Origin of the sequence: Bacillus cereus group sp. N12, assembly GCF_016483575.1 — a bacterium.
Lineage (GTDB): Bacteria > Bacillota > Bacilli > Bacillales > Bacillaceae_G > Bacillus_A > Bacillus_A toyonensis.
This window is the reverse complement of record NZ_JAEHBO010000160.1, coordinates 1-4079: the sequence shown is the minus strand read 5'-3', so window position 1 is coordinate 4079 and position 4079 is coordinate 1. Positions and strand designations below refer to the sequence as shown.

The window sequence follows — 4079 nt, the reverse complement described above, 5'->3', positions numbered from 1 at the left end:
CTATAGGAGAGGCGCGAAAATGGTCTATTATAAATACCAACAAACGCAACCTTCTTAAATGAGCTAACATTCTATATACAATTGTCATATCTTCTATTCACTTCCACTTACTACAAAAAGAAAAAAAGATTGAATTCTAATCTTTTTGTGATACCATATGTTATGAGCCTGCAAATAAACATCATAATTTTCAGATAAATAAACTAAAAAATTATGTTAGACTATAAAAAGGTGGGGTATTAATGGACTCACAAGTGATTTATGCCATTTTGGCATCTTTCATCACTGTACTCGTCGTTACTCCTTTAGTTATTAAATTAGCTTTTAAAATAGGAGCAACAGATAAGCCAAATGCGCGTAAAGTACACCAAAAGATTATGCCTCGTCTTGGCGGATTAGCAATATTTATCGGTGTAGCTGTAGGATTTGTTGTTGGCGGGTTATATGAACAAAGAATGTTATCGATAACATTAGGTGCGATTATCATTGTAATCATCGGGATTTTAGATGATATGTACGAACTATCTGCGAAGGTAAAATTCGGTGGACAACTATTAGTTGCAGCTATGATTGTAAAAAGTGGATTATTAGTGCAAGTATTATATATTCCAATCCTCGGGGATACTGAACTCGGATGGCTTGCTTATCCAATTACAGTGTTTTGGATTGTAGGTATTACAAATGCAATCAACTTAATTGACGGATTAGATGGATTGTCCGCTGGAATTTCATCTATCGTACTTGCAACACTGGCATATATGGCCTTCACTAGCCCATGGGGTACTGGAACAGCTATCATTTTACCTCTAGCACTAATTGCACTTGCAAGTACACTTGGATTTTTATTCTATAACTTCCATCCAGCAAAAATTTTCATGGGAGATACAGGAGCACTATTTTTAGGATACTGTATTTCTGTCATATCGTTACTTGGATTATACAAAAGTGTAACGTTATTCAGCTTCATCGTTCCAGTTATCATTTTAGGTGTACCTGTATTTGATACGGCATTCGCAATTATCCGCCGTATCGTAAATAAAAAACCTATTTCAGCGCCAGATAAATCGCATTTACATCACCGTTTGCTTGCAATGGGATTCTCTCATCGTAAAACGGTACTAATTATATACGCATTCGGTATCTTCTTTAGTGTAAATGCCATTATTTTCACTAGTGCGACATTATGGTTATCCATTATTCTTCTTTTCATTTTAATCTTCTTCACAGAAATCATTGCTGAAATAATCGGCCTTGTACACGAACGTTACAAACCAATTATTTCCTTCTATAAAAAAATGAAAAAACGCGAAGACTAATTGTAGTATAGCCTTTACAATTATGAAATATTCAAATAGCATCCTCTTTCTTTGAAGAGGATGCTATTTTTTATTTTTTACTCCTTATTTGACATTTCCAAAATATAGATTGTTTGAGAGTCCCTTTATTGGAGAAAGATATACATAATAAAAAAAGTATTAAATTTTATTTTTTACATCTTGATTGTCAAACTGAGGGTGAATGTTATGATCAAGCGAGTATTTCAATGTATCATTTTATTTTTCACAATTACTATATACACGTCATCTAATTCTGAAGCAACTACAATTATTCCTGCTGAACATCATCCAAATGCTGAAACGACCTCTCCTACACAAAAGATTGCGTACTTAACATTTGATGATGGACCAAACAAATATACGATGCAAATTTTAAACATTTTAAAAGAAAAGAATGGAAAAGCAACCTTCTTTGTTATTGGTGGAAAAGTACCGCATTACCAAAAGACGATGCAGCGATTAATTAAAGACGGACATTATATTGGACTTCATAGTATGTCACACGATGTAAAACGCCTTTATACTGGCGATCCTTCCACTTTAATTACAGAAATGGAACAAACTCAAAACATTGTCCAGCAAGTTACAAAATTAAATACACACCTCGTCCGCGTTCCATACGGTAGCATGCCTTACTTAAAAAAGAATTATCGTGATGCTCTTGTATCAGCTCGATATAAAATGTGGGATTGGACAATTGATACATATGATTGGAAAAGCTATGACAATCCTTCTGCCATACTAGAAAGAGTACGTAATCAAAGTGATGAACAAGTCGAAGTTATTTTAATGCACGATTCAAGTGTCACTGTACAAATACTGCCAAAAGTAATCGATTATTTACAGTCACAAGGATACAAACTTCTTCCTTATAATCCCTCTTCCCATCTCGAAGTTAATTTTTGGAAAGACACAAGATTGTAACAGCTTTAGTGCCTATATGCTAAAGCTGTTTTATTTTTCTCTTCCCACCCTTCTCATTTTTGTGTAAAATTTTAAATAGTGATGAAGTTTCGAGGTGAATAGAAATGAAACGAATAGATCTCATTTTTAACGCAATACAAGAAGGAAATTACACAGAAGGTATAACCGCATTAGAACTCGCTACCCTGTTGCAACTAGATCGTGCCAATGTAAGTAGCGACTTAAACAAACTTGTAAAAGATAAACGTTTATTAAAAACAAATACGCGCCCTGTTCGTTTTCATATAGAAACGAACACTTCGTTGGAAACGCATTCAAAAGACGTGACTTCACTAGATACATTTGCAATTGAAAATACGAGCCTTAAAATCGCAATTGAAAAGGCGAAAGCTTCTATTCTCTATCCTCCAAACGGTATGCATACTTTACTACTAGGAGAAACAGGAGTCGGAAAATCTATGTTTGCTTCTTTAATGCACGAATATGCAATTGAAGTTGAACAGCTTCCAAAAAAGGCACCATTTATCGTCTTTAACTGTGCTGATTATGCAAACAATCCACAGCTACTACTTGGACAGTTATTTGGGATCAAAAAAGGAGCTTACACAGGTGCGAATGATCAAAAAGGGTTAATTGAAAAAGCACATGAAGGAATTCTTTTCTTAGATGAAGTACACCGCCTTCCTCCAGAAGGACAGGAAATGCTCTTCACTTTTATTGACCGCGGAGTATATCGCCGCCTAGGAGAAACAGAAAACGAGCGTAAAGCACAAGTATTAATCATTACTGCAACAACAGAAGAACCAAATTCATTTTTATTAAAAACATTTACAAGACGTATACCGATGACTGTCACGCTTCCACCACTTCGTGAGCGTACACATAAAGAACGCTTTGCTTTACTACAACTATTTTTCACAAATGAAGCAATTCGGCTAAGGAAAGAAATTCATGTTAGCCCGAACGCAATGCGTGCTTTCGTCTTTTACAATTGTCCCAATAACATCGGTCAATTAAAAACAGATGTACAAATCGCCTGTGCGAAAGCTTATTCTGATTTTGTAACAAAGAAACGTGATTCTGTCTATGTTTCAAGTACAGATTTACCTTGGTATATGAAAGAAGGGCTATTTATTGAAAGAAAGAGCCGTCACCTTTACCAAATACCAAATGAAACATTTGTATTTACGGGAGATGAAGGTTGGAGTAAACATAAAGCAGAAGATGAAAAACGGTCTTCTATTTACGACTATATTGATTATAAATATGAAGAACTTCAAGCACGCGGTATTGAAGAGGAAGAATTAGAATTACTAATAGAAAATGATATTCAAAGCTTTTTCGTACAATATTTTAACCAAATGTCCAAAAAGACAAGTCATGAAAATGTTTTTAAAATTGTTGATCGTAACATCGTTTCCGTATGTGAAAAAATTGCGGAGCTCGCTGAAAAACATTTATCTAAGACGTTTGATGAAAAAGTCTTTCTCGCATTAAGTTTACATGTACAGACAACTCTACAACGTTTACAAAGCGGGAAGCAAATTCATCACCCACAATTGAATCAAATTCGTACGAAATATAAAGAAGCTTTTTCCGTAGCTATGCAATGCATTCAACTACTGGAAGAAGAATTACAAATAACCATGCCCATGGATGAAGCTGGCTTCTTAACAATGTTCTTCGTTGTTGATCCAATTCCTGCTTCCCAAACAGAAGTAAAAGTATTAATATTAGCGCACGGTAATGGCATCGCAACAGAAATGGCAAACGTTGCAAATGAACTCCTCGGTATTGATGAAGTGACCGGTATTGATA

At 34.9% G+C, this 4079-nt stretch carries 3 protein-coding genes; all 3 read left to right on the top strand.

What is annotated here, in order from left to right:
- Positions 1 to 242: 242 nt before the first annotated feature.
- Positions 243 to 1316: a glycosyltransferase family 4 protein gene (locus JDS92_RS29735; protein ID WP_000378305.1), complete on the top strand. Its 1074-nt coding sequence runs from the start codon at positions 243 to 245 to the stop codon at positions 1314 to 1316.
- Between the two features lie 207 nt (positions 1317 to 1523).
- Entirely contained in the window at positions 1524 to 2261 is a 738-nt protein-coding gene (locus JDS92_RS29730) for a polysaccharide deacetylase family protein (RefSeq protein ID WP_087970402.1), read from the top strand.
- 104 nt (positions 2262 to 2365) lie between these two features.
- On the top strand, positions 2366 to 4079 hold a 1714-nt coding region (locus JDS92_RS29725; RefSeq protein WP_199633014.1), incomplete at its 3' end, for a sigma-54-dependent transcriptional regulator.